The sequence below is a fragment of the Streptomyces sp. NPDC012510 genome, assembly GCF_042955065.1.
Lineage (GTDB): Bacteria > Actinomycetota > Actinomycetes > Streptomycetales > Streptomycetaceae > Streptomyces.
The window spans coordinates 170,086-190,903 of record NZ_JBIBEN010000009.1 but is presented as its reverse complement, the minus strand read 5'-3'; the positions used below and the strand labels follow the sequence as shown (position 1 = coordinate 190,903).

The 20,818-nt window shown below is 71.8% G+C and carries 15 protein-coding genes and 2 pseudogenes; 8 read left to right on the top strand and 9 right to left on the bottom strand.

What is annotated here, in order from left to right; genetic code table 11:
- Positions 1 to 167: 167 nt before the first annotated feature.
- Positions 168 to 1,628 carry an aldehyde dehydrogenase family protein gene (locus ACFY9I_RS19080; protein WP_391003000.1) on the bottom strand — a complete coding sequence of 487 codons (1,461 nt, stop codon included), beginning with the start codon at positions 1,626 to 1,628 and terminating at the stop codon, positions 168 to 170.
- A gap of 185 nt (positions 1,629 to 1,813) precedes the next feature.
- Entirely contained in the window at positions 1,814 to 2,113 is a 300-nt protein-coding gene (locus tag ACFY9I_RS19075) for a hypothetical protein (RefSeq protein ID WP_391002998.1), read from the bottom strand.
- A gap of 162 nt (positions 2,114 to 2,275) precedes the next feature.
- Here ACFY9I_RS19075 and ACFY9I_RS19070 point away from each other — a divergent pair, with 162 nt between their 5' ends.
- A complete protein-coding gene (locus tag ACFY9I_RS19070) occupies positions 2,276 to 2,650 on the top strand; it encodes a nuclear transport factor 2 family protein (protein ID WP_391002996.1) in 375 nt (124 codons plus the stop codon).
- Positions 2,651 to 2,766: 116 nt separating this feature from the next.
- Here the strand turns inward: ACFY9I_RS19070 and ACFY9I_RS19065 are convergent, their stop codons facing one another.
- Positions 2,767 to 4,155 (bottom strand): hypothetical protein, encoded by a 1,389-nt coding sequence (locus tag ACFY9I_RS19065; RefSeq protein ID WP_391002994.1) that lies wholly within the window; start codon positions 4,153 to 4,155, stop codon positions 2,767 to 2,769.
- A gap of 203 nt (positions 4,156 to 4,358) precedes the next feature.
- Here ACFY9I_RS19065 and ACFY9I_RS19060 point away from each other — a divergent pair, with 203 nt between their 5' ends.
- Positions 4,359 to 5,603: a nucleotide disphospho-sugar-binding domain-containing protein gene (locus ACFY9I_RS19060; RefSeq protein ID WP_391002993.1), complete on the top strand. Its 1,245-nt coding sequence runs from the start codon at positions 4,359 to 4,361 to the stop codon at positions 5,601 to 5,603.
- Between the two features lie 419 nt (positions 5,604 to 6,022).
- On the opposite strand, the gene ACFY9I_RS19055 is transcribed toward ACFY9I_RS19060, so the two are convergent.
- Positions 6,023 to 6,700: a TetR family transcriptional regulator gene (locus ACFY9I_RS19055; protein WP_391002991.1), complete on the bottom strand. Its 678-nt coding sequence runs from the start codon at positions 6,698 to 6,700 to the stop codon at positions 6,023 to 6,025.
- A 163-nt stretch (positions 6,701 to 6,863) separates the two neighbouring features.
- Between ACFY9I_RS19055 and ACFY9I_RS19050 the strand changes: the two genes are divergently transcribed.
- Positions 6,864 to 8,129, top strand: a complete 1,266-nt coding sequence (locus ACFY9I_RS19050) for a YncE family protein (protein ID WP_391002989.1) — start codon at positions 6,864 to 6,866, stop codon at positions 8,127 to 8,129.
- Here ACFY9I_RS19050 and ACFY9I_RS19045 read toward each other — a convergent pair.
- Positions 8,122 to 9,987 (bottom strand): cellulase family glycosylhydrolase, encoded by a 1,866-nt coding sequence (locus ACFY9I_RS19045; protein ID WP_391002987.1) that lies wholly within the window; start codon positions 9,985 to 9,987, stop codon positions 8,122 to 8,124. The two genes, ACFY9I_RS19050 and ACFY9I_RS19045, sit on opposite strands and share 8 nt — an antisense overlap.
- Before the next feature lie 784 nt (positions 9,988 to 10,771).
- On the opposite strand from ACFY9I_RS19045, the gene ACFY9I_RS19040 reads away from it, so the two are divergent.
- Positions 10,772 to 11,248 carry a hypothetical protein gene (locus ACFY9I_RS19040; RefSeq protein WP_391002985.1) on the top strand — a complete coding sequence of 159 codons (477 nt, stop codon included), beginning with the start codon at positions 10,772 to 10,774 and terminating at the stop codon, positions 11,246 to 11,248.
- Positions 11,249 to 11,314: 66 nt separating this feature from the next.
- On the opposite strand, the gene ACFY9I_RS19035 is transcribed toward ACFY9I_RS19040, so the two are convergent.
- Both ACFY9I_RS19035 and ACFY9I_RS19030 read right to left on the bottom strand, forming a co-directional pair.
- Positions 11,315 to 11,815: a hypothetical protein gene (locus tag ACFY9I_RS19035; protein WP_391002983.1), complete on the bottom strand. Its 501-nt coding sequence runs from the start codon at positions 11,813 to 11,815 to the stop codon at positions 11,315 to 11,317.
- 72 nt (positions 11,816 to 11,887) lie between these two features.
- Positions 11,888 to 12,361, bottom strand: a complete 474-nt coding sequence (locus ACFY9I_RS19030; RefSeq protein WP_391002981.1) for a hypothetical protein — start codon at positions 12,359 to 12,361, stop codon at positions 11,888 to 11,890.
- Between the two features lie 320 nt (positions 12,362 to 12,681).
- On the opposite strand from ACFY9I_RS19030, the pseudogene ACFY9I_RS19025 reads away from it, so the two are divergent.
- Positions 12,682 to 12,903, top strand: a pseudogene (locus ACFY9I_RS19025) (XdhC family protein); the annotation flags it as partial.
- A gap of 642 nt (positions 12,904 to 13,545) precedes the next feature.
- A pseudogene (locus ACFY9I_RS19020) lies at positions 13,546 to 14,217 on the top strand (XdhC family protein); the annotation flags it as partial.
- Between the two features lie 5 nt (positions 14,218 to 14,222).
- Here the strand turns inward: ACFY9I_RS19020 and ACFY9I_RS19015 are convergent.
- Positions 14,223 to 14,726 (bottom strand): YfcE family phosphodiesterase, encoded by a 504-nt coding sequence (locus ACFY9I_RS19015; protein WP_391002979.1) that lies wholly within the window; start codon positions 14,724 to 14,726, stop codon positions 14,223 to 14,225.
- 381 nt (positions 14,727 to 15,107) lie between these two features.
- Entirely contained in the window at positions 15,108 to 17,537 is a 2,430-nt protein-coding gene (locus tag ACFY9I_RS19010) for a SpoIIE family protein phosphatase (RefSeq protein ID WP_391002977.1), read from the bottom strand.
- Between the two features lie 254 nt (positions 17,538 to 17,791).
- On the opposite strand from ACFY9I_RS19010, the gene lanKC reads away from it, so the two are divergent.
- Both lanKC and ACFY9I_RS19000 read left to right on the top strand, forming a co-directional pair.
- Positions 17,792 to 20,527: a class III lanthionine synthetase LanKC gene (gene lanKC / locus ACFY9I_RS19005; protein WP_391002975.1), complete on the top strand. Its 2,736-nt coding sequence runs from the start codon at positions 17,792 to 17,794 to the stop codon at positions 20,525 to 20,527.
- A gap of 86 nt (positions 20,528 to 20,613) precedes the next feature.
- Positions 20,614 to 20,730, top strand: coding sequence for a SapB/AmfS family lanthipeptide (locus tag ACFY9I_RS19000; RefSeq protein WP_391002973.1), 117 nt, complete (start codon positions 20,614 to 20,616; stop codon positions 20,728 to 20,730).
- Positions 20,731 to 20,818: the final 88 nt, after the last annotated feature.

Genomic DNA, 20,818 nt, shown 5'->3' with positions numbered 1-20,818 from the left:
GCCCGCCGGGTCCGCGCGGTCGGCACCCATCGCGAACCGGTGGCCGCCGACCCGCTCTACGCGGCGTTGGCGGCCACCCGGTTCCTCGCGACGGCCGGTCAGCCGGGGCCATGGACCCCGGGGGTCCCGGCCGAACGGGGGCTCGGACGGGACTCTGGCCGGTGTCGTCAGAAGGGGAAGTGCGCCTGCCGGCCGGCGACGGTCACCCAGCGGGTGTTGGAGAAGGCCTCGATGCCCCAGCGGCCACCGAAGCGCCCGTAGCCGGAGGCCTTCACTCCGCCGAAGGGAGCCATCGGTTCATCGGCCACCGACTGGTCGTTGACGTGCACGATGCCGGTGCGGATCCGGCGGGCGACGGCCAGTCCGTGCGTGGCGTTCTCGGTGATGATGCCGCAGCTCAGGCCGTTGTCGGTGTCGTTGGCGACGGCCACGGCGGTGTCGTCGGAGGCGAAGGTCTCCAGCACGCAGAGCGGGCCGAAGGACTCCGTGTAGTAGAGGTCGGCGTCCTTGGGGACGTCGGTCAGCACGGTCGCCGGGTGCACCGCGCCCTCCGGCTGTCCGCCCCCGGTGAGCACCGTGGCGCCCTTGGCGACGGCGTCCTTGACGAGCGCCGCGATCCGCTGGGCGGAGTCGGCGCTGACGAGCGGACCGACCACGGTGTGCGGGTGGTTGGGGTCACCGGCCTGGAGGCCGGCGACCTTGGCGGTGAACTTCTGCGCGAACTCCTCGGCCAGCGACTCGTGCACGAGGATGCGGTCACCGGACATGCAGATCTGCCCGGCGTTCATGAAGACACTGAAGGTGACGGCGTCGACCGCGTAGTCCAGGTCGGCGTCGTCGAGCACGATGACGGAGTTCTTGCCGCCCAACTCCAGTACGGCGGGCTTGAGATGACGGGCCGCCAGCTCACCGATGATGCGGCCGACGCCGGTGGAGCCGGTGAAGTTCACCGCGCGCACCCGCTCGTCGGAGATCAGCGCATCGGCGATCTCGGCCGCGTCCTGGGGGGCGTTGGTGACCACGTTGAGGACGCCGTCGGGCAGCCCCGCCTCCCGGAACACGTCCGCGACCAGCAGCCCGCAGGCGATCGGCGCGTCCTCGCTGGGCTTGACCACGACGGTGTTGCCGGCCGCCAGCGGTGCGGCGACGGCCCGTACGCCGAGGATGACCGGCGCGTTCCACGGCGCGAACGCGGCGACCACGCCCAGGGGTTCACGCACCGCGAGGCTCAGCGCACCCTCCTTCTGGCTGCTGAGGACCTCGCCGCGCGGCGCGGTGATGGCCGCCGCCGCCTCGCGCAGGATGTTCGCCGCGAGCGCCACGTTGAAGTACGCCCACGGGCGGGTGCCGCCCGCCTCCCGGGCCATGATGTCGGCGACCTGGTCACCCCGCCCCTCCAGCAGGTCGGCGGCCTTGAAGAAGATCGCGCGCCGGGCGAAGGGAGCCAGCGCCGCCCACTCGTCGAATGCGGCGTCGGCGGCGTCCACGGCCCGCCGGACGTCCTCCGGTCCCGCCGCGGCGACCGTCGCGTACACCTCCCCCGTGTACGGGTCGAGGTCCTCGGCGGTGCGGCCGGACGTGGCGGGCACGTCCTTGCCGCCTATCAGCAGGTCACGGATTATGGCCATGGTGCGGCTTCCTCGGGGTACGTATTGACGACGGTACGTGATCGAGAATGATCGCTCAGGTTTCGTTCGTAGTGTGAAATTCCATTCACGTTACCGTTCCGTGATGCTCTGCCCAGCCGCCCGAGAATGTCAAGAGCCCCACCGCGCTGCTCGCGCGACGGGGCTCTCGGTCCGGACGGCCGACGTCACCGGTCGATGGCGCCCAGCAGGCCGACGGCGGGCGCCGCCATGTCGGTGATCTGGTGCAGCTCGCTCAGCCGGTTCAACTCGCGGACCTGGCTGAGGCTCTTCAACTGCTGCGAGGGGCGCGGGACGGCGGCCCTGTGCTCCTCGGGGAGGTCGCCGACCGTGAGTGAGTCGAGCGTGGCCATCGGGCTGAGCTTGGTCGCCTCCGCCGTGGCGTCCGCGTTCGCCATCGGTGCGGCCAGACCGGTGACGCCGACGGCGAGACCCACGGCGGCGACGATACGTCGAGTTGAGATCATGCCTTCAGCAACGGTCGCCGGTCCCGGACGGTCACGGCCGCTCACCCGTGAGGCGCACACCCCGGCCGCACTTGCCGGGGTCCCGGGGGCGGAGGAGCCTCGGAGGAAAGACCTTGCGCGGCCCGTCCCTCGCCGGGCCGCGATCTGCGAAGGAGGTCCCCCATGGGCACCACGGCGAGCCCCGCCTTCGACACCGAAGCGCTGCGCCGGGGCACGGAGGAAGCGAACGCGGCGACACTGCTGTCGCTCTACGCGGACGACGCCGAGATGCGCGTCGTGGACCGCAACAGCCAGCCCAGCCACCCCAAGGTCATGCACGGCCGGGCCGAGATCGCCGCGATGCTGGAGGACGTCTGCGGCCGGGACATGACCCACAAGGTCGAGCAGTGCGTCCTCCAGGGCGACCAGGTCGCCCTCACCGAGTCCTGCGAGTACCCCGACGGCGTACGGGTCCTGGCGAGCTCGATGATCTCCTTGCGCGACGGCAAGATCGTCGACCAGACGACGGTCCAGGCCTGGGACGAGCAGGACGCATAGCACGTGCAGGACAAGCCGGACGAGCAGCACCTGTAGGACGAGTAGCGCGTAGGACGAGTAGCACCTGTGGACGCGGGGTGGCCGGGCCCTATCGCCCTCGGCCGTTCACCCGACGCTCAGGCGGGGACGCCCAGTTCGTCCAGGAGCCGGTGCATCTCCGCCGTGGGGAGCGCGGGGTTGGAGGCCGCCGGCCAGGCCATGACCGGGTCCCGCAGCAGCTCGTCGATCCTGGTGTACGGGAGGCGGGGATCCACCGCGGCCGCCATCCGCGCCCCTACCGCCTCGTCGTGACTGAGGCGTTCGACGACTTCCGGTGAGGCGTCGGGGTCGTGCACCGCGAGCCGACGAAGGAACGGCTCGGAGTGGTGTGCGTAACGGACGAGGCCCTTCCTGGGGAACTGCGGCAACCGCAGCATGTCGTGGCAGGAGCGGCCGTCCCACTCCAGGACTGTCCGCAGCAGTGCGCCCGCCGGTGCGCCGGGCTGGTGTTCGCAGATCATCAGCCGGACCACGAAATCCTCGTCGTCCGCGAGCAGTTCGACCAGGTCGGCCGGGAGCGCGGGGTGCGTGGCGGCACTGCGGCGCAACCACCGGTGCGCGGAGGTCGCACAGGTCCGAAGGGTGTCAGAGGCGCCGTCGAGTGCCAGGACCCAGCCGAGCGGCCGCACCGCGTCCGAGCCCCTGACCTCGTAGTCCACCTCCGCCCGCTGTGCCTCGGTCAGTTCGGGGCGTGCCGAGACCGCCCGCCGTACATCGTGGGCGGGGTCCGTGGCGAGCCGTGCCACCAGGTCGGGCGGCAGCGACGGGTTCCCCGCCAGCGCCTCTCTCTCGTCCGGGTCGTCGAGATCCATGAGGCGTTCGGCGATGGCGCGGGGCAGCCGGGCCTCCGCGAGGACGTCCAGGCGTTCGCGGCGCTCGACGGTTGCGAACACCTCGCCGGTGAACGCCGCGTCGGTGCGGCAGGCCCGGCGCGCCGCCGCCCGGCGCACCTCGGCATCGGGATCGGCGAGCAGGGCCTCGCGGGCCGCCGGCGCCAGGGTGTCCCAGGCCCGGCACACCGCCGCGCGCACCCGGGGATCCTCGTGACCGGGGTACCCGGCCAGGATCCGGTCGGGGATGTTCGGCGAGCGGGCGGCCGTCTCGCGCACGACCCGGTCAGGGGTGGACAGCAGCCGTGCGTACGTCTCGTCCGGCAGGGGGTCGGTCATCCGCCGGTACGGCTGTGGACCGCGGGCCAGTTCCAGGCGCACCTCGCGCACCGGGTCGTCCACGAGCCGTGCCCGGTCGGCCGGTGCGGCCGCCTGGCTCCGGGCGAACTCCGCCCGCATCCGCCAGTCGGGGTGCGTGACCAGCGCGTCGACGACGACGACGGGCAGCGCGGACCGGAAAAACAGCCACTTCCAGGCATCCGCGGCCTTTGGGTGCAGCAGCCGCAACAGGACGTCATGCGTCGTCGCCTTGTTGTGGGCCAGCCCCTCAAGGATCTCTTTCCGCGCGTACGCCACCGCTCCGCTCCCCCGCCGCACCGGCCGGCCATCCTACGCGCCGCTGTCGACGACGGGTCGTGACCGGAGCCGAGGTGGCCCACCTCCGCCGCGTCGAAGCCGCGTGGGCGGTTTCGGACAGCGACCTTCGAACAGGGGCTCATTCGGGTCATCACCGTCCGGTCCCCCAGTGAGGGTGCGCTCGCGACGCCATACTGACGGGCGTGCGGGTAGCGATCATAACGGCGGGTTCCCGGGGCGACGTGGCCCCGTACACCGGACTGGGACACGGGCTGGTGCGGGCCGGGCACGAGGTCACCCTGGTGACGCACGCCCGGTTCGAGCCTCTGGTGGGGGGTTCCGGGGTCGCCTTCCACTCCATGCCCGTGGACCCGCGGGAGGAACTGGAGTCGGAGCGCGGCCAGGGGCTGCACCGGAGCGCCACCGGGGCCGGGAAGCTGTACCGGGCCGTGGAGATGGCCCGGCGTCTGGTGGGACGGATGGCCGGCGACATGGTGTCCGCCGCCCGCGCCAGTGACGTCCTGCTCGTGGCCGGCACCCTCGCACCGCTCGGCCACACCATCGGCCAGGGACTGTCGCTCCCCAGCCTCGGAGTGAACCTCCAACCCCTGGCGCCCACAAGGGAGTTCGCGCCGCCGATGACAGGGGCCCGCTCCTGGGGTCCGGCCGTCAACCGGGCGACGGGCCACGCGGTGAACCTGGCCGTCGAGTGGATCTTCACGGAGGAGGTGCGGAGGCTGCGCGCCGAGTACGGGCTGCCGCGCACCGGCCGGGTGAGGGCCCGCCGCACCCGTGAGCGGCTGGGCTGGCCGGTGTTCCACGGTTTCAGTCCTCGGGTGGTGCCCCGCCCCCGGGACTGGCGGGCGGGGCTGGACATCACCGGTTACTGGTGGCCATACGACCGCGAGGGCCGGCTGCCCGCCCCGCTGCTGGACTTCCTCGACGCCGGGCCGCCCCCGGTCTTCGTGGGTCTGGGCAGCGCGACCGTGCCCGACCCCGAGCGGATGAGCGCCGAGGTCGTACGGGCCCTGCGGGCGGCAGGGCTGCGTGGGGTCATCCAGCGCGGCTGGGGCGAACTGCGCGGCGAGGGCGACGACATGGTCACGATCGGCGAGGTGCCGCACTCCCTGCTCTTCCCGAGGATGGCGGCCGTCGTCCACCACGCGGGCGCGGGCACCACGGCGGCCGGACTGCGCGCCGGCGTCCCGGCCGTACCGGTCCCCGTCCAGTTCGACGAGGCCTTCTGGGCCGCCCGCCTCGCGGCCCTCGGGGTGTCTCCGGGGGCCGTACCGCTGCGTGGCTTCAAGGCCGAGGCGTTGACGACCGCGCTGCGCCGGGCGACCGACGACCCGTCGTACGGCCGTCGCGCACGGGCCCTGGCCGAGGAACTGCGCACGGAGGACGGGGTGAAGCCGGTGTTGACGGCGGTGGACCGGCTGGCGGGCTGAGACCACGGCCGAGTCGCCGGGCCGACATCGGGACGGGTCCGGCGGCCGGTCGAGGCGCCGGCGCACCTGACGCGCGTCGGGCGTCGGGCGTCAGGCGTCAGGCATCGGGCGTCAGGCATCGGGCGTGGCGCGCGAGGCCGAACACGGTTCGGCCCGCCCCGCCCCGGGCAACCGACCACGACATCCGCCCCCGTCCAGCCACCGCACGCGACAGCCACGAGGACAGCCGAACGCAAGCCGTCCCCTCACTCAGGCGACCAGCCACGACGGCTGCCGCAGCAGCCTCTCCCGGCACCACCCACAACCCACAGCGGCCGGACACGAAACGCCCCCGCCCCTGCGGGTGCCCGACAGGGCGGGCGACACGGGGCGGTGTCCGAGGCACACAGGTTGCCGGGTCGGGTCGGGTTCGCGGGGCGCTATCGAACCGTCCCTCCCTGCCCCTCCGGTCGCCAACCCGGCGGTCGCAGTATCCCGAGCAGCAGTCCGACCAGTTCGTCGACGACCTCGTCGAGGGGGGCGTCGACCCAGCCGGCCTGCCAGTCGTGGAGGAGGCCGTTGACGCTGCCGATGAAGGCGGTGGCGGCGATGCGGTAGTCGCGGTCGACGGCCTCGCCGCGGTCGGCGGCAGCGGCGGCCTCGGCGCAGATGAAGTCGATCCAGCGGGCGCGGCGTTCGAGGCGCTGGCGCTCCAGCCGAGGGCTGACGCCGACGATCTCGGTGAAGGTGATCCGCAGTCGGCGCGGGTCACCGGTGACATCGGCGGCGTAGGCGCGGAACGCGGCGGTGGCACGCTCGGCGATCGGCTGTCCCTCGGCCGCGGCGAGGCCGGTCAGCGCGGCCTCCTCCGCCCAGTCGTTGACCTGGAGGTGGAGGGCGGCGAGCACCTCCTCCAGGCTGTGGAACTCCTCGTAGAACTGACGGGTCGACAGTCCGGCGGCCTCGCTCAGCGCCGCGATCGTGGTCCCCCGGAAGCCGGGGCTGTCGCCGAAGAGCCGGAGGCCCGCGTCGAGGAAGCGGGCACGGCGCTCGGCCCGGCGCTCCAGCGCGGTTCTGCCCCCGTAACGGCCGGTGGGCTGTCTCATCCTGCCCGCCACGCTTCTCCTCCCACCAAATCCACGCATCACGACGACCGGGTTCGGCCGTCGGTCGATTTTGTCGTGTCCCTGCTCTTGTGGAGAAGCACGCCAGTTCCTTACTTTCCAGTAAGTCTGCTCTGAACACTGCCGTGTTCAGACTCCCCCCGCAGGAGGAACCGACATGCCCCTCTCCCCCGCCCCCCGCCGTCGCAGAGGCCGGCACCTGGGTGCCGTCGCCGCCGCGCTCGCGCTGACCGCGTCCGCCGCCGCGACCGCCACCCCGGCGACCGCGGCGGCCGACCTCCGGGAGGTGATGTTCGTGGGAAACAACTGGGAGGGCACCGCGGACGTCATCAGGTCCTCCGGCGACTTCGCCAAGATCGGCCGGATCAACGTCATCCCGGACAAGGACCAGCGGATGGCGGAGATCAACGCCGATCCGATCCGGTGGATCGCGTTCATGACGATCCGCAACAGCGTGGGTGAGGGCCACGACCAGTTCGTGGACGACATGTACTCCACCCCGGACGGGTCCTCGATGGTGGTCTCCCGGCCGAGCTTCGCCGACGTGGTCTCCATCAACGTCAGGACCGGTGCCATCAACTGGCGTTTCCCCGTGTCGGGTTACCGCTCCGACCACATGGCCGTCTCCCCCGACGGCAAGCGCGTCGCCGTGTCCGCGTCGACCGGCAACACCGTGCATGTCCTGGACATCGTCACCGGCAAGCAGCTCGGTTCGTTCAAGACCGGCGACAAGCCGCACGAGAACATCTTCACCAGTGACGGCAAGTACATCTGGAACATGGCGATCGGCGACGTGAACACCCAGACCGACGCGCCCTGGCTGGACTGGACGAAGGGCGACCGGAGGATCACGGTCGCCGACGCGAACACCTTCCAGCAGGTCAAGGTGATCGACATGCGGGACCGGCTCAACGCGATCGGCCTCGGCGACTACTCGGACGCGGTCCGACCGGCGGCGTTCTCGCCCGACGAGACCAAGCTGTACTTCCAGGTGTCGTTCTTCAACGGCTTCTTCGAGTACGACATCGCCACCGACAAGATCACCCGCACCAAGGCCCTGCCGAAGTCCCCGGGGGTCAGTGACGACCGCACCACCTTCGTCAACGACTCGCGCCACCACGGCCTGACGATGAAGCCCGACGGCAGCAAGCTGTGCATCGCGGGCACGATGGACGACTACGCGACCGTCGTGGACCGCGCGACCCTCCAGGAGGGTCCGCTGGTCCCCGTCTCCAAGCCGTACTGGTCGACCGTCAGCGGTGACGGCAAGTCCTGCGTGGTCTCCGAGAGCGGCGCCGACCAGGTCACGGCGATCGACTTCGCCACCGGAAAGAAGACCGTGTCCGTGCCGGTCGGCGACCACCCCCAGCGGGTGCGTCTGGCGAAGGTGCCCGCCGACTGGACCGGACCTTCCGCTAACTGAACTCAGCGGCCAGCCACCCCGACAGCTCCGTCCGTGCCGCGCTCAGTCGCGCGGCGGGCGGGGCTGTCGCGCCGTTGGTGACCAGGGCGTAGTGGAGCTTGCCCGAGTCGGGGGCGGTGAGCAGCAGCCGCCGGCTGCCGGTGCCGCCCGGTTCCTTCGCGGCGGCGATCGGCGTGGACGTGGTGTACGCCGGCGGCGTCGCCGTCACCCCGAGGTCGGACACCACCGTGGTGGAGGCCGTGGGAAAGGACGCCGGGAGGTGCAGCTCGGTCGGTTCGGTGCTGCCGTCCGAGCGCCAGACCAACAGGGCGTACTGGCCCGAGCCGACGAGCGCGGAGACGTTCGGCAGTGAGCTGGGCACCGGGTTCCACGTCAGCGTGGTGGAGCCGTCGCGCGAGCGGTCCTCGTAGGTGAAGGCGACCGCGCTGCCCGCCGTGGCGCTGGGGTAGATCCGGTCCAGCATCCTGGCGTCCTGACGGAGCACGGCCGTACCGGAGTCGTCGAGGCGCACGGCCGACAGGTCCTCGTCGTTCCAGCCGTCGCCCTCTTCCTGCACCTTGTCGGGGTTGTCGTTCATGAGCTCGTGATGGCGGCCGTTGTAGATGTCCCACTGCCACTGGGAGCCGGAGAGAACCGGACCGGAGCCGGCAGGGTTCGTCCACCAGTCGACACCCTTCACCCGGGAGTCGAGCGCCTGGTACATGGCCTTGTAGACAGTGGGTGCCTTGTCGGAGACCGAACCGGCGAGCGGGTGGCCGAACTCACTGATGATCGCCGTCGTCCCGCCCGCCGTGGCGCGGTCACGCACGGTCCCGAAGTCGGCCGAGTACCGGCCGTTCTCCGCCTTGCCCCACATGAAGACGCCGGAGATCGCCTTCTGGTCGTAGAAGTGGGTGTTGAAGACGTAGCGCGGTCCGATCGTGCCCGCGTCGAGGAGTCCGCCCTCCTGCCGCTGGAAGTCGAGGTTGGCGTTCCAGAAGAGGTTCGGCTCGACGAAGGCCGGCTTGGACTGCCAGCCCGCCGCGTCCATCCGGGCGCGGAACTTGACGTAGAACGGCCACAGGAGGTCCTTCTCCCAGGCCCTGGAGGTCTGGCCGGAGTCGAGGACGCCGGGATGCGGCTCGTTCCACGGGTCGAAGCCGACGACGCCCTGGAACTGGGCGGCGGTGAGGTTGGACTTCACGTACGCCATCGTCTTCTGCGCCGTGGCCAGGAAGGAGTCCTGGAGCCCGTGAGCGTTGTGCCAGAAGTCGTACGTCGACTTCGTCACGGCCGCGTTGGAGGTGATGTTCTGGCCCCAGAACGGGCAGATCCCGCAGTACTCGTCGGGGTAGTCGCCGAGGTCGACGGCCCACTTGGGGGCACCGTCACCGGTGTACCAACTGTCCGAGTCGAACAGCCAGCGGGAGTAGAGGTCCTGGTGGAAGTCGGGGTAGACGCGGATCCCGGCGTCCAGGAAGGCGCCCATCTGTGCGGTGGCCGCAGCGAGGTAGGTGGTGTCCACCTGCCCGCGTACCGGTTCCGCGTACGCCCAGGACAGCAGGAAGCGGACGGAGTTGCCGCCGCCGAGCGCCCTCAGCGCGGTCGCCGACTTCTTCGCGTCGGCGACCGAGGCGAAGGGCAGGCCGTTGTTCTCCTTGAGCTTCGTCTCGCCCGAGACGTTGTAGCCGCGCAGGACGACCTCGCGGCCGAGTCCGTCCTTGAAGCGGCCGCCCTCGACGGTGAGGGTGGCCGCGGCCTGCGAGTCGAACCAGAGTTCGTCAGTGAGAGCGGAGGCGGGCTGGGTGGGGCCCGCCGTGGTCAGGAAGCCGGTGACGAGTACCAGGACACCGAGCAGACGAGTGCGCAATCTTGACATGTCCGCCACATTCGACATGTGCACTACCGTCCCAATGGGCAGGCGGACCGTCAATAGCATCTGACGCACGAGTAAGTACCCGTTTTCTCACCACAGTTCACCCGTCACGTCCGATTTCTTGCCCTGGCGCGACCGTACGGGGCCTTGCGTCGTCGAGCGCGGGACCCATGGGCCGTTCGGGCACGGTGGTGGCGAGGGGCCCGCCGCCGTGCCCCGGCCCGCCGACGACGGAGTCAGCCGCCGGTGCTCGGCGGGGTATTGGTCGATGTTCACCCGAACGTCACCACGAAGGGCCCTGCCGACGGAACCGGCCTATGGTTGAGCGCAGTTTCAGCCTCGTTGTTCCAGTGCGCCGTCCGGTGTACATGAAAGGTGGTACGAGCGGTGGACAGCTCTCTTCACGGACTTCGCGAACAAGAACCAGGCACTCGTGATTTCGACCCGAAAAGCGCCCTGACCCGTCTCGATCGCCTCAAGGTCCCGGAAGCGGAGACCCGGTCGGATTCCCGGAACGAGCGCTGCGCGTCGCTGTACGACGCGATACGGGACATGGGCAGGTACGAGGCGGCGATAGAGGCGGAAAGACGCAGGAAGGGCGGTGACGACCTCCTGCCCGGCCCGTGACGAAGTGATGCGACAGAGGCTGAGCCGCAGGTGAAGGGCTCGGCGAGACTGACCACCAGCGGGTGGGGCTTGCATGAGCACAGAACCGCGGACAGACATCGACTTGTCCCCTGAGGAGCCCGCGGGGCGTACCACAGGGAACAAGTACTTCAAGGAGTTCATGAGGCTCGTGCACGTGAGCCTGAGGAGCTGGTGGTGGGGGGAACCGCTGGCGGCGACGTTCGGCGGACTCGGGGGCGCCTGGATCGGTCATGACGACGACCTGCCGATGGACGAGGTGCTGGGCGTCGCGGTCTCCATGGTGGGTGTCATCATCGGGTCCGTCTTCGCCGTCCTGGCGATGATCACCCGCGCCTGCGACAACACCTTCCTGCGCAAGGCGAGAAATGCCCGGCTCCTGCCCGTCGTCAACTACCTGTGGCCCTTCTTCACCATCATCGCCATGGGGATCCTGTCCATCGTCTTTCTCCTGGTGATGGCCGGGATCTCCGAGGACGCGCCGCCCCTGCTGCTCATGACGGTCAGTGCGACGGCGGGCTTCTGTGTGCTGTGGACGCTGGCCGGCCTGCTGCCCGCTCTCGGGGCACTCATCGTCTTCACCCGGCTCATCGAGAAGACCTCCGGCGTGAACGACTGAGGACAGCCGAAGCGACACCGGTGCGGGGGACGCGCACGACGTGCCCCGCACCGGTGTCGCCCCGCGTCACTCGTCCACGTTGAGCACGAAGTGTGTGCGGTGGCCGTCCAGGGTGATGTAGCCGTCTCCATAGGCGGAGCGGTAGTGACCGGTGCCGCCGATGATGGCGGTCTTGGCCGTCACGGGCACGAAAGGACGGTAGTTGATCATGTCGCTGAGGGTCAGGGTCCCCTTCTTCAGGCGCAGCGTCCGAGTGCACTGCGCCGTCACCTCGCGGCCCTCCGCCCTGACGACGGCGCACTCCGACTCACCGTCACCGGCGTGACGCAGCACCGACCTGCCGTACTTGGACGGGTGCTTGGTGTAGAGATCCAGTGGGGTCGTCCAGTTGTCCCTGTGCACGCCGTGCGAGGACGGCCAGGTGGCGACTCGGTTGAAGCCGACGAGTTCGACCTTCTCGATGTCGTTGTCCTGGTCCTTCTGCTCGGCTTGCGCCAGCGTCGGAATCAGGGCGAACGTGGTGGCGAGGGCGGTGACGACCACCCCGCGGACAGCCGATGTGATCACGGAACCTCCAGGTCGAACAGGGTGCACTCGGGCGGCGGAACGGCCGACGCGGCGTCGGCGGCTGTGTGCCGATCAGTCATCGACGTGGAGGTCGAAGACGACCCGGTGCTTTTCCTGGGTGATGTAGCCCTCCCCCTCGGCATCGTTGTAGATGCCCGTCCCGCCCGAGATGGAGGTCTTGGCCGTGACCGGCCGGTGGCCCTCACGGCTGATCATGTCGTGGAGGGTGATCTCCCCACCCTTCAGGCGCAGCACTCGCGTGCACTGCGCGGTCAGCCGGTGCCGGTCGGCTTCGACGGCTGTGCACCGCACGCCGCCGTCGCCCACGAACTTGTGCTTGGCGTCGTACAGGTGCAGGTAGGTGGTCCAGCTGTCACCCGGCACGGGGTAGTCGGGGGCGGTATCCGATGTGGGGACGCCGATGAGCTTGATCCGCACGATGTCCTCGTCGCCGACGTCGGCCACGGCCGACGCGGAGAACGACAGGGTGAAAGCGGCGGCCAGCACGCCGAGGGTGGCGGCGCTGCGGGCAGTGGCAGAGGGCATGCATCCTCCCAGATGTGACAGTGGGTGCTCGGACTCGCTCGGACTCAGGAGCACTGAGGGGCCATTCCACTACCGAGGCCGTGTCTGGCAGGGCACCTTGCGCGGAAGGACGGCGGAGACCACCCGAACGGGGCCCCGATCATCATTTCAGTGGGTGTTCACGTACCGGGTCGGCCACCTGCGCGGTCTGATTGTCGGTGTGCCGGGCGCCGACCCTCGTACTTGGATGGACGGGGCGGTGCGGGGTGCGCGGCCGGGCTGGTCAGCGGCACAGAGCGCCGCCCCGGAGCGTCCGGCGGTGGTGACGAGAGGAGCGGGCCATGCGTGAGATCCTCCCGACGCTCGGCGAGTGGTATGCGGTCGGCTCCCCCTTCGGTCTCGCCACGGTCGTCGCGGTGAGCCGGAGCGCACCGCGGGGACCGGGGGCGGCCATGGCGGTCGGACCCGGCGACGAGGTCGTGGGCAGTGTGTCCGGCGGCTGTGTGGAGGGCGCGGTGTTCGAGCTGGCCCAGGAGGTCGTGGAGTCCGGCGAGGCCCGGCTGGCGACCTTCGGTTACAGCGACGAGGACGCGTTCGCGGTGGGGCTCACCTGCGGTGGTGAGATCACCCTGCTGGTGCGGCGCGTGACGGCGGCCGAGGACCCGTCGTTCGGGCCGGTCGCGGAGGCGGTCGCCGCCGGGCACCCGGTGACGGTGGCGACCGTCCTAGACGGCCCGGCCCCGCGCGGCGCCACACTCGCCGTGTGGCCGGACGCGGCGTCCGGCACGCGCGGTGCGCACGGCACACACGCCAAGCGGCACCGTGCGCACCATACGCACGGCGCGCGGGAGGCGCACGAGGCACCTGGCAGGGACGGGACACGGCCCCCGTCAGGCGCGGTCGGCACGACCGGCGGGCCGGACACGGTCGGCAGCATCGGCGGGCACGGCTCGCCCGACGGACGGAACACACCGGGCGCACACCGGACACCGGGCGGGAACGGGAATGCGAGCGGGTCGGCCACGTCCCGCGGGCGCGACACCCAGGTCGGCCACAGCACGTCCGCCGAGCACGGCCCATCCGGCGGCCCCGCCGGGCACTCCGAGCCCGCGGCACACGCCGAACACGACCCGCCCGCCGACTCCGCCACGTCCGGCGAACACGGCCCACCGGGCGAACACGGCCGGCCCGTCGGCCACGGCACGGTCGGGTCGCTCGGGTCGCCGGGGCTGGACGCGGCGGTCGCGGCCGATGCACGTGGGGAGCTGGCTCAGGGCATCACCGGGCAGCGGCACTACGGGCCCGGCGGCGAGCGGCGCGAGGACGCGGTCACCGTCTTTCTGCACTCCTTCGCGCCGCCGCCCCGCATGCTGGTGTTCGGCGCGATCGACTACGCGGCCGCGGTCGCCCGCATCGGCGACTTCCTCGGCTATCGCGTCACCGTCTGCGACGCCCGTGCGGTCTTCGCCACCCCGAAACGCTTCCCCGCCGCCGTCGAGGTGATCGTCGACTGGCCGCACCGCTATCTGCGCGACACCACCACCGACGACCGCACGGTGATCTGTGTCCTCACCCATGATCCCAAGTTCGACGTGCCGCTCCTGGAGGAGGCGTTGCGCCGTCCGGCCGCGTACATCGGGGCGATGGGCAGCCGTCGTACGCACGAGGACCGGACGCGGCGGCTGCGGGCGGCCGGGCTCGACGCGGCCGAACTGTCCCGGCTGCGCTCCCCGGTCGGCCTGGACCTGGGCGCCCGTACGCCGGAGGAGGTGGCCGTGTCCGTGGCGGCGGAGATCGTCGCGCTCAGGTGGGGTGGCAGCGGGGCGCCGCTCATGGAGACGAGCGGGCTGATCCACCCGCCGCACCTGATGTCCTGAGGCGGTCAGGCGCGGGGCGGCAGGCGGTGCAGGTGGACGTCCGTCAGCTCGCCCCGCGTCACCGTCGCCGTCATGTAGGTGCAGTGGGGCTGTCGCCGGCGGTCCGTCGGGGAGCCGGGGTTGAGGAGGCGCAGCCCGGTGGCCGTGGTGGTGTCCCAGGGAATGTGGCTGTGGCCGAAGACGAGGACGTCGGCGTCGGGGAAGCGGGCGGCGCAGCGGGCCTCACGGCCCTGGGCGGGTCCCGTCTCGTGGACGACGGCCAGGCTCAGGCCGGCCAGATCCGCGTGGGCCACCTCGGGCAGGCGGGCGCGCAGGGCGGGGCCGTCGTTGTTGCCGTACACGGCGATCAGACGGCGGGAGCGGGACCCGAGAAGGTCGAGGGTGGCCTCGTCGACCCAGTCCCCGGCGTGGACGACCACATCGGCGCCCGGTAGCTCGGCGAGGAGCGGGCCGGGCAGCGCTTTCGCGCGTGTGGGCAGGTGGGTGTCACTCATCAGCAGCAGGCGCACGCCAGCCAGGGTGTCATCCGCTGGCCGGTCGGGGACGGACGTGGCCGGTCGAGGGCGGACGTGCCGGTCGAGGGACGTGGCCGGTCGAGGGCGGACGTGCCTTTGTCGCCCATGCGGGCTCGCAGGCGGCCGCGGGGCCACCTACTACCGGCCGCTCCTGGCGGTCACGGTGCACGCGGCCGCCCGCGGCCGTCGAACAGGGGCCCTCGGGGTGCGGCCCGCGGGCTGCGGGCTGCTGGGTGCGGCCCGCGGGCGGGGCTGCGGGGCTGCGGGGCTGGGGGCCGACCCGACGACGCGTCCGCACCGGTCCTCAAGGACCGAGGCGAGACGGAGGCCCGCCTTCATCGCCGCGGTGGCATGCGGTCGGGGAGCGCCGAGGTCTCATCCGATGGGGATCTCCGCCCACACCTGTTTGCCGCCGCTGACCGGGACGGTGCCCCAGGCGGTGGACATGGCCTCGACGAGGAGGATGCCGCGGCCGCCGGTGGCCTCCCAGCCGATGATCGTGGGCTTCATCGGCGTACGGGGGGAGGCGTCGGCGACGGCGACACGGAGGCGGTCGCCCAGGAGGGTGAGGTCGAGACGGACCCGGCCGTCGGTGTGGACGAGGGCGTTGGTGACGAGTTCGGAGACGACGAGCAGCACCGTGTCGGCCTCGGCCTCGACGCCCCAGGCGCGCAGGACGCGCCGGGTGTAGCGGCGGGCCTGGCGGACCGCCTGGGGGACGCGCCACACGGTCCAGTTCTCCCGCTGCGGGCGCAGCGCCATGCCGTCGTAGCGCATGAGGAGCAGGGCGACGTCGTCGTCGCGGTTGGCGCCGGTCAGCAGCGTGTCGGCGACGGCGCCGAGCTGGGCGGGGTCGGAGGCGGACAGTCCGTCGGCCAGTTGGTCGAGTCCGTCCTCGACGTCGACGTCGGCGGATTCCACGAGGCCGTCTGTGGTGAGGGCGAGCACGGTGCCGGGGGCCAGGCGCAGCGGGCTCATCGGGAAGTCGGCCCGCATGACGACGCCGAGCGGCGGCCCGCCCTCCCCCTCGCTGATCTCGGTGGTGCCGTCCGGGTGACGCAACACCGGTGGGAGGTGTCCGGCGCGGACGTACCACGCGGAGCCCTCCTCCATGTCGATGTCGACGTAGCAGCAGGTGGCGAAGAGGTCGGTCTCCATGTCCATGAGGAGCCGGTTGGCGTGCGAGACGACGACGTCCGGGGGGTGTCCTTCGACGGCGTAGGCGCGCAGGGCGGTGCGCATCTGGCCCATGAGGGTGGCGGCGCCCGCGTTGTGGCCCTGGACGTCGCCGATGACCAGGGCCACGTGGTTGTCGGGCAGCGGGATCACGTCGTACCAGTCGCCGCCGACCTCGAGACCGGCGGTGGTGGGCAGATAGCGGGCGACGGCGACCGCGCCGGGCAGTTGGGGCAGGCGGCGTGGGAGGAGGGTGCGCTGGAGCATGCCGACGAGTTCGTGCTCGGCGTCGAAGGCGTGGGCGCGCATCAGGGCCTGCCCGGCGAGGCCCGCCGCGGCGGTGAGCAGCGCGCGTTCCTCGGGGCCGAAGTCGTGGGGGGCGTCCCAGCCGATCAGACAGGCCCCCGCCATACGGCCGCCCGCGGGCAGCGGGAGGACGGCCAGGCCGCCGGGTCCGACTTCGGCCAGGGCGGGTTCCAGGGCCGTTCCGGCAGGCCAGATCGCGGCGCGGCCCTCGCGCAGGGCGGCGGCGAGGGTCGGCATGGTGCGCACCGGCGCGTCCGGCCATTCGTAGCGCCATTCGGAGCGCCACACCTCGGGCCAGTCCTCCGGCCGCGGCGGGTCGAGGACGGTGACGACCAGACGGTCGCCCTCCAGCTCGGCGAGGGCGATCCGGTCTGCGTGCAGCGGTTTGCGCAGGGCGGTGACCACGGCCTGGCTGACGTCGCGGACGGTCCCCGCGGTGGCCAGGGCGGCGGCGAGGCGCTGGATCCGGGCCACGTCGCCGCGGCCGGTGCGCAAGATGGAGGCGTCGGTGACGGTGCCCACGAGGCGGGCGGGGCGGACGGGGTCGCCGGCAGTGCCGGGGAGCATACGGCCGCGCAGCCGCAGCCACTTCTGCTCGCCGGAGGGGAGCAGGACGCGGAACTCCAGCTCCCGGTCGCCGATGGACATGTGGTCCGCCTCCACGACGGACATCAGCGCGGGCAGGTCCTCGGGCACGGTCAGCGCGAGCAGGGTCTCGACCCGGCCGTCGAAGTCGTCCGGGCCCAGGCCGAACAGCTCCAGCAGCGCACCGCTCACCTTGATCCACCCGGTGTCCATGGCCAGGTCGAACGAGGCGCCGGGCCCGGCCGGCGGGACGGGAGCGGCGCTGGTGACCGCCTCGGCGAGCAGGTCGAGGCACTGCCGGTCCTCGGCGTCGAAGCCCTCCCCGCCGTCACCGACGGCCACCAGGCAGCCGTGCTCGCGCAGCGGCAGCACACCCAGCGAGAAGTCCCCGGCCGGCGCGACGCGGGCGTCGACGTCCTCGGGCAGGTCGCCGGAGCCGAGCCAGGCCGGCCGGCCCGAGCGGCACGCCTCGGCGACCGGGGTGTGTCCCGACACCGGATAGCTGTCACGGAGTCCGTACAGCGCCTTCGGCACACCGGCCGAACCGGCAAGGGAGAGCAGGTCTCCCTCACCGTTCGGGAGGTACACGGCGGCGACGGTCGCACGGGTGAAGACGAGCACCTGTTCGAGGATGGCGTGGAGTCGCTCCTGTGGATCGAGATCGCCGGTGAGCGTCCCGAGGGCAAGTTCGGCCCGCGACGACCTCGTTCCGCGTTCGGCGGTGCCCTCACTGCCCACGTCCGCAATTACAACGCGTCCCGCCCGCGCGCGCAGCCCCTGCGACCGTTCCTCGGCACTCGGGCCGCCTCTTCCGCCCGCCCGGGATCGAAAGGCACCGAACAAGTCTTTACGCATGCGTTCCGCACGGTGAGCGCGTGACAGGCGTGACGGGTCACTGGTGACAGCCGTGACTGTCGGGCGCTCCGGCGGGCTGGAAGGCTCGTCCTCACCCGGCCCAGGGGGCGACGGCACACGACCCGGGGGGACTGGCAATGGACAAGCGGTACGAGGCGTACGCGCTCGCCGACAGACACTTCTACGAGACACCCGACCGGCTGTCGGCCGGTGAGCGCGCCGGTACGGCGGCACCGGGTTACGAGACGGCCCGGCGGGCGGTGCCCGAGGGCTGGCGGGCCGCCCGGATCGGGGACTGGCTGACGCTGACCCCGGTCGGCGACGGCGGGCGGCCCCGTCCCGGACCCACCCAGGGATGGAAGGTGCACGCCTCCGCCACCCGGGCGAACGCGGACCGGATCGCGGCGATCGTGTGGGACTACTGCGTGCCCCGGCTGATCCCGTTCAAGTTCGTGCCGGGCCCGCATCTGCTGCACCTGCGCAATGCCAAGTACGCGGCGCGCGACACCAGCGGCAAGTTCGTGACGATCTACCCGGCCGACGAGGAGCAGTTGCGTCTCGTCCTGAGTGAGCTGGGTGCGCTCCTCGACGGGCTCGACGGCCCGTACATCCTGACCGATCTGCGGTGGAACGACGGGCCCCTGTACGTCCGCTACGGTGCCTTCGCCCGCTCCTTCGTGGTCGACGAGCGCGGCACGCTCGTGCCGGCCGTCCGCGACGGCGAGGGCACCCTCGTGCCGGACCAGCGGAAGCCGACCTTCCATGTCCCCGAGTGGGTGACCCTGCCGGCCTTCCTGGAACCGCAGCTCGCGGCGCGCAACACGACGACGGTCGGCGATCTGCCGTACCGCATCGAAAAGGCGCTGCACTTCTCCAACGGTGGCGGGGTGTACGTCGGCACCGACACCCGCGACGGCCGCAAGGTCGTCCTGAAGGAGGGGCGCCCGCACGCCGGGCTGGCCGCCGACGGGGCCGACGCGGTCACCCGGCTGGAGCGGGAGAAGGCCGCGCTGGAGCGGTTGGCGGGGCTGGGGGTCGTGCCCGAGGTGCGGGACTGGTTCACGCTCGGCGACCACCGCTTTCTCGTCATGGACTTCGTCGAGGGACGCCCGCTCAACTCGTACGTCGCCGAACGGCACCCGTTGCTCGCGTCGGATCCCGAGCCGGGCGCGGTCGCCGCGTACACGGCCTGGGCGTTACGCGTCCACCGGGCCGTAGAGGAGGCGGTCGAGGCGGTGCACGCGCGCGGGATCGTCTTCAACGACCTGCATGTCTTCAACATCATGGTCGCCCCCGACGAGCGGTCGGTGTCCCTGCTGGACTTCGAGGCGGCGGCACCGGCCGAGGAGAACGGCCGCCAGATCGTCGCCCACCCCGGTTTCCTGGCACCCCCGGACCGCACCGGCCCGGCCGTCGACCGCTACGCCCTGGCCTGCCTGCGTCTCGCGCTGTTCCTGCCGGTCACCTCGCTGTTCGTGGTGGACCGGGGGAAGGCCGCGCATCTGGCCGAGGTGATCGCGGAGCAGTTCCCGGCGGTACCGCGCGCCTTCCTGGGCGAGGCGGTCGCGGAGATCACCCGGGGGAGCGCCGGGAGGGCCGGCGGGGAACGGGCCTCGGCCGTCGGCAAGGACGTCGCCGACGCCTCGGCCGGTGAGGAAGACGGGTCCGCCGGTGAGGAGGGGACGCGCGGCGGGCCGTCCGCCTCCTCCCCCGCCCACCCCGGTGACTGGCCCCTCGCCGAACCCGGTGACTGGCCGTACAGCCGTGACTCCATGGTGAAGGCGATCCTGGCGTCGGCCACCCCGGAACGTGACGACCGGCTCTTCCCCGGGGACGTGGCGCAGTTCTCCGACGGCGGCGGACTCGGACTCGCCCACGGCGCGGCCGGCGTGCTGTACGCGCTCGCGCAGACCGGTGCCGAGCGGTACGAGGAGGGCGAACGCTGGCTGCTCGACCACACCGACCCGGTGCCGATCGGAACCCCGCTCGGCCTGTACGACGGACTCGCGGGCGTCGCCTACGTCCTGGACCGGCTGGGCCACCGGCAGCGGGCCCTCGACCTGGTCGAGCAGGTGCTCGCCGAGAAGTGGCACAAGCTCTCGTCCGACCTGCGCGGCGGCCTGGCCGGGCTCGGTCTGGTCCTTGACCGACTGGCGCGCACGACCGGCGAGTCCGCACTGGACGCACACGCGGCGGAGGCCGCAGACCTCCTCGTACGCCGTCTCGCCGAGCCCCGCCCGGCACCGCCCCGCCGACGGGCGGGCCTGTTGCGCGGCGCGAGCGGACCTGCGCTCTTCCTGCTGCGCCGGTACGAGGCGACGGGCGACCACGGGTTGCTCGACGCGGCGGGCGAGGCGCTGCGACAGGACCTGGAGTGTCTGGTCGAACAGAAGAACGGCGGGCTGGCCGTCGACGAGGGATGGCGGACGATGCCGTATCTCGGTGACGGGAGCGTGGGCATCGGGATGGTGCTCGACGACTACCTGACGGCCTGCAGCGGAGCGGGAGCCGGATCCGGCTCGGACGAGTTCACGCGGGCGCGCACGGGCGTCCTCGCCGCGGCCGGTTACCGCTTCTACGCGCAGCCGGGCCTGTTCGAGGGCCGGGCCGGGATGATCCTCCATCTCGCCCGGACCGGTGCCCCGCGGGAGCGGCTGTCGGAACAGATCGCCGCACTCGGCTGGCACTCGATGCCGTACCAGGGGCAACTGGCCTTCCCCGGAAGCCATCTGATGCGGCTCTCCATGGACCTCGGTACCGGAACGGCGGGGTGCCTGCTGGCACTCGGCGCGGCGCTCGCCGACGGCGGCGCCGACGACGAGGCCACGGCACACCTGCCGTTCCTGCCGCCGCTGCGACGGCGGCCCCTATGACGCGGTTCCGCCGCCCGGTGGAGTCGTGACGCAACACCCCCGTCCCCGACGGCCCTGTGCGGGCCATCGAATCGAAAGGAATCGACATGGCACTTCTCGACCTGCAGACGATGGAAGCCGACGAGACCACCGGCACCGGCGGCACCAGCTCCCTGAGCGTGCTGTCGTGTGTGAGCGCGGCCAGCATCACGCTCTGCCTCTGACCCGAACAGGGCGCCCGGAGCCAGAGTTTCCGGGGCGTCCGTCGGGCCGGCGCGGCGTCTGAGTCGCGCCGACCGCTCCGGACGGTTC

Coding starts and splice junctions, on each gene's coding strand:
- ACFY9I_RS19080 (WP_391003000.1), bottom strand. CDS start 1,628: ATGGCCATAATCCGTGACCTGCTGATAGGCGGCAAGGACGTGCCCGCC.
- ACFY9I_RS19075 (WP_391002998.1), bottom strand. CDS start 2,113: ATGATCTCAACTCGACGTATCGTCGCCGCCGTGGGTCTCGCCGTCGGC.
- ACFY9I_RS19070 (WP_391002996.1), top strand. CDS start 2,276: ATGGGCACCACGGCGAGCCCCGCCTTCGACACCGAAGCGCTGCGCCGG.
- ACFY9I_RS19050 (WP_391002989.1), top strand. CDS start 6,864: ATGCCCCTCTCCCCCGCCCCCCGCCGTCGCAGAGGCCGGCACCTGGGT.
- ACFY9I_RS19045 (WP_391002987.1), bottom strand. CDS start 9,987: ATGTCAAGATTGCGCACTCGTCTGCTCGGTGTCCTGGTACTCGTCACC.
- ACFY9I_RS19040 (WP_391002985.1), top strand. CDS start 10,772: ATGAGGCTCGTGCACGTGAGCCTGAGGAGCTGGTGGTGGGGGGAACCG.
- ACFY9I_RS19030 (WP_391002981.1), bottom strand. CDS start 12,361: ATGCCCTCTGCCACTGCCCGCAGCGCCGCCACCCTCGGCGTGCTGGCC.
- lanKC (WP_391002975.1), top strand. CDS start 17,792: ATGGACAAGCGGTACGAGGCGTACGCGCTCGCCGACAGACACTTCTAC.
- ACFY9I_RS19000 (WP_391002973.1), top strand. CDS start 20,614: ATGGCACTTCTCGACCTGCAGACGATGGAAGCCGACGAGACCACCGGC.